Here is a 4,128-nt window from a genome sequence, read left to right as displayed (position 1 = left end):
CCCACCGTCGTCATCCCCCGCTCTATGCGGGGGACCCAAGCTGACCTGGCCGGCGTGGCTTGGGTCCCCCGAACAAGTCGGGGGATGACGGATTGGGGTGGGCGGAACGCGGGTCTTCGAATCGTTGGCGAAAGTGTCGCCTTCTGACGTTATGAGCCTGTAAGCGTCACCCCCCAAGGAGCCCCCATGTCGGTGTTCAGGTTCGACCCCGAGCGCAAGTCCGTCACCTTCGAGGGCGATGCGGGCCTGGACCTGCTGTACGACCTGCTGCTGCGCGCCAAGTTCGGCGACGGCTACGAAAAGCCGCTGCTGGTCAGCCCGTGGCTGGCGGCCCTGCTCAGGCAACTGGACCAGTTCCTGCCCGACGACGGCCAGTGGTTCCCCGAGCAGCCCGGCCGGCCGATCTTCGACGAGGACGACCTGCTGGCCATGGGCGATGCGGTGATCGAGGAAGGCCACACCGTCGGCTGGTGGACCATGACCGAGCCCGAGAAGCGCGCCTATTTGCGCGACACCATCGCCGCCCCACATCCTTTGACGGACGCCGAGGTCGAGTTCATCGAGGCCGATATCGACGCGGCGGTCGAGCAGGCTCGGCAACTGGTCGAGTCGATCAGCGCGCCGTTGGCCCTGCCGGGGCACGGCTAGGACGGAGGAGAGGGCGCGATGGATCAGGGATTAGGCAGCCGCGCCGCCCAACTGTCGCTCCGCCACTACGGTCCCGACGCCGATCCGCACGCCCATGACGACTTCGACCAGATCGTCCTGCCGCGCCGGGGCGTGCTGGAGATGGAGATCGACGGGCGCGGCGGCCGGGTCCAGGCCGGCCAGGCGGCCCTGGTCCGTTGCGGGACCCGTCACGCCTTCGCGGCGCGCGGCGACAACCTGTTCGTGGTGGCCAATATCGGCGCCGACCTGATCGCGCCGTTCGAAGACCTGCGTGACCGGGCGTTCCTGCCGGTCAACGCGCCGGTGCGGGGCCTGCTGGACTTCATCTGCGGCGACGCGGCGCGCCAGGTGGAGGACGCGGTGGCGGCCCTGTGGGCGCCGCTGTTGCTGCGCGGACTGGCCGTGGCGCCGCCGAGGATCGATCCGCGCCTGGCCCGCGCCGCCGCCCTGATCGAACGCGACTTCGCCCGGCCGCTGTCGGTCCGGGACCTGGCCGCCGAGGCGGGGATGAGCCAGAGCCGGTTGTTCGCGGGCTTCGCGGCGGCCTACGGCTGGTCGCCGCACGCCTGCCTGGCCGACACCCGCCTGCGCGCCGCCCAGCGGCTGCTGTCGGAAACCGCGCTGTCGATCGCCGAGATCGCGCTGCGGACCGGGCATGCGGACCAGAGCGCGCTGACGCGGGGGATGAAGGCGCGGCTGGGGACGACGCCGGGGGCGTGGCGCAAGAGGCCTCGCGGTTAACCCCACCGTCGTCATCCCCCGACTTGTTCGGGGGACCCAAGCCACGCCGGCCGACCCCGCTTGGGTCCCCCGCATAAAGCGGGGGATGACGAATTTAGAGAGTGGATTTTGAGAGACCCCGCCCAACAACCGAGAGCTTTCGCCAAGCCTCCCGCGCCCCGCTCTGCTACCTCCCAGCCATGACTCACCAGCAACGCCTCCTGATCGGCCTGACCTGCGGCCTCGTCGCCGGCGCGTTCTGGGGCGGGGTGTTCCTGGCGCCGGAGCTGCTGGCCGCCTTCACGCCGCTGCAGATGACCGCCGGGCGCTATGTCTGCTACGGCCTGGCCTCGGCGGCCCTGCTGGTGCCCAGCGCTCGGACGGTGCTGGCCAAGCTGACCCTGGCCGACTGGCGCGACCTGGCCGGGCTCAGCCTGCTGGGCAATATCGTCTACTATGTCTGCCTGGCGGTGTCGGTGCAGATCGCCGGGGTCGCGCCGGCCTCGCTGATCATCGGCCTGCTGCCGGTGACCATCACCCTGGTCGGCGCCAAGCGCGGCGAGGGCGTGGCCCTGCGCAGGCTGGCCGCGCCGCTGCTGCTGGTCGCCGCAGGCGTGCTCTGCATCAATATCGCCGCCTTCCAGACCGCCGCCGGCGTCAGCGTGGCGCGGCTGTCGCTGGGCCTGCTGGCGGCGGCCGGGGCGCTGGCGGTGTGGACGGTCTATGCGGTGTGGAACGCCCGGCGGCTGGCGGCGACGCCGCGCTTCACCGGCCATGAATGGTCGCTGCTGACCGGGGTGGTCACCGGCCTGCTGTCGCTGCTGCTGATCGTCCCGGCCTTCGCCATGCCCGGCGCGTCGCACCCGCAGGGCGCCTGGATGCTGTTCTGGGGCGTCAGCCTGGCCGTCGCCCTGGGGGCCTCGGTGATCGGCAACGGCCTGTGGAACACCGCCAGCCGCCTGCTGCCGCTCAGCCTGTCGGGCCAGCTGATCGTCTTCGAGACCCTGTTCGCCCTGCTGTACGGCTTCCTGCACGAGGGCCGATGGCCACTGCCGCTGGAGACGGCGGCCATCGTCCTGATGCTGGCCGGGGTGCTGTGGTCGGTGCACCTGCATCGGCCGTCGAACGACGGCGGGGGACACACACTCGCCCCCTAGGGCGAGGACGGGGACACACACGCGCCTTCGAACGCTCCACGTTCTTCCGCGACGCCGCGAGGCGCGTGTGTGTCCCCAACCCTGCCCGCGGCCCGCCTACAGCGCCTCCATCCCGTAGTGGGTCGCGTAGGCGTTCTCGATGGCCGGCAGGATGTCGACGATCTGGAAGTAGTGGTCCCAGAACGGCGTCTCGCGCAGGCCCTCGACGAGGGCGCGATAGGCGGCCTGGTCGGTGGTTTCCCAGACGAGCACGTCGCTGACCCGGGCGTCGTAGAACTCGGCGTCGTAGAACCGCAGCTTCACGGCCGGGTTCTGGGCCAGCAGCGGATGGATGGCGGCGTCGAAGAAGGCGAAGCGCTCGGGCGGCGGCAGGGCCAGCCAGACGGGCAGGGCCCGCACCAGCATGAAGACGGTCATGGTCTCGGGGGCTTGGGTGGTCATGTGAGGTTCTCTCGAAGCGGCCGGTCTTGACCGCCTCAGAAATGTGAGCTTTTGCTCTGATATGGCCAACTCGCATCCCCGGACGCCCCCCTTGGCGCCGCGCAAACGCCCGCGCCAGCGGCGTTCGGCGGCGACCGTGGAGACCATCCTCGACGGCGCGGCTCGCATTCTGGAGGCTGGCGGGCTGGAGGCCTTCAACACCAACGCCGTCGCGGCGCGGGCCGGGGTCAGCGTCGGCTCGCTGTACCAGTACTTCCCCGGCAAGGACGCGGTGATGGCCGCCCTGGTGCGCCGCGACGCGCTGGGGTTCGCGGCCCAGGTCGAGGCGGCGATCGCCCCTCGCCCGGGCGAATCCTGGCGCGCGGCGGTCGATCGCCTGCTCGACGTGGCCGTGGCCCACCAGCTGGACAGTCCGCGCCTGGCCCGCATCCTCGACTTCGAGGAGGCCCGCCTGCCGCTCGACGCCGAGACCGCCCAGGCGGAAGCGGCGATACAGGCCTGCATCGCCGGCGTCCTGCTGCGGGCCGGCGACGACCTGGCGGGCCTGGACATCGACCAGGCGGCCGGCGACCTGGTGCACATCGCCCGAGCCCTGACCGACGCCGCCGGGCGGGGGGAGGGCGCGTCGTCCGAGGATCTGAAGGCCCGCGTCCGGCGCGCCGTGCTGGGCTATCTGGGCGTCGCCGCCAACATGACTGCAACCTGAACACCGCCGTTCAGACCGGGTTCAACGCCGATTTGCGAAAAGGGTCTCAACAGCGCCGCACCGGACTTCTTCCGATCTGGCGACGCTTCGAAAAGGAAGCATCACCATGAAGACCTTTGGTAAGTTCACGAAGATCGCCGTCGCCGCGGCCGTGACCGGCGCCCTCGTCCTGCCCGCCTCGGCCGCCCTGGCCGGCGACCGCAGCAACAAGACCGAACGCGCCATCCTCGGCGCCGTGATCGGCGGCATCGCCGGCGCGGCCCTGTCGGACGGCGACAAGGGCGGTATCGCCATCGGCGCCGTCGCCGGCGCCGCCCTCGGCGCTTCGACCGGCCACGGCGACCGCTACGACCGCCGCTATTCCAGCGGCTATCGCGACACCCGCTACGGCAATGGCTACGGGTCGAGCTACAACAGCGGCTACGGCTAAAACAA

General features: G+C 70.9%; 6 protein-coding genes. 5 read left to right on the top strand and 1 reads right to left on the bottom strand.

Annotated elements, in window-relative coordinates; translation table 11 throughout:
- Window positions 1-186 precede the first annotated feature (186 nt).
- The 3 genes from PMI01_RS23610 to PMI01_RS23600 all read left to right on the top strand — a co-directional run bounded on the left by PMI01_RS23610 (window position 187) and on the right by PMI01_RS23600 (window position 2,546).
- Window positions 187-648, top strand: coding sequence for a hypothetical protein (locus tag PMI01_RS23610; RefSeq protein WP_007675387.1), 462 nt, complete (start codon window positions 187-189; stop codon window positions 646-648).
- 18 nt (window positions 649-666) lie between these two features.
- Window positions 667-1,410 (top strand): AraC family transcriptional regulator, encoded by a 744-nt coding sequence (locus PMI01_RS23605; protein ID WP_007675385.1) that lies wholly within the window; start codon window positions 667-669, stop codon window positions 1,408-1,410.
- A gap of 179 nt (window positions 1,411-1,589) precedes the next feature.
- The gene (locus PMI01_RS23600) at window positions 1,590-2,546 is read left to right on the top strand and encodes a DMT family transporter (RefSeq protein WP_007675383.1); all 957 of its coding nucleotides are present in this window, start codon (window positions 1,590-1,592) and stop codon (window positions 2,544-2,546) included.
- 96 nt (window positions 2,547-2,642) lie between these two features.
- Here PMI01_RS23600 and PMI01_RS23595 read toward each other — a convergent pair whose 3' ends face one another.
- The gene (locus PMI01_RS23595; protein WP_007675380.1) at window positions 2,643-2,987 is read right to left on the bottom strand and encodes a darcynin family protein; all 345 of its coding nucleotides are present in this window, start codon (window positions 2,985-2,987) and stop codon (window positions 2,643-2,645) included.
- A 91-nt stretch (window positions 2,988-3,078) separates the two neighbouring features.
- Here PMI01_RS23595 and PMI01_RS23590 point away from each other — a divergent pair, with 91 nt between their 5' ends.
- Together PMI01_RS23590 and PMI01_RS23585 are read left to right on the top strand one after the other, a co-directional pair.
- Complete coding sequence (locus PMI01_RS23590; protein WP_238537111.1) at window positions 3,079-3,693, top strand: TetR/AcrR family transcriptional regulator; 615 nt, start codon at window positions 3,079-3,081, stop codon at window positions 3,691-3,693.
- A 106-nt stretch (window positions 3,694-3,799) separates the two neighbouring features.
- A complete protein-coding gene (locus tag PMI01_RS23585) occupies window positions 3,800-4,123 on the top strand; it encodes a glycine zipper 2TM domain-containing protein (RefSeq protein WP_007675374.1) in 324 nt (107 codons plus the stop codon).
- Window positions 4,124-4,128 lie beyond the last annotated feature (5 nt).

It is taken from the genome of Caulobacter sp. AP07 (assembly GCF_000281955.1).
Lineage (GTDB): Bacteria > Pseudomonadota > Alphaproteobacteria > Caulobacterales > Caulobacteraceae > Caulobacter.
The sequence above is the reverse complement of the archived record's forward strand: the minus strand, read 5'-3'. Positions and strand labels throughout refer to the sequence as shown.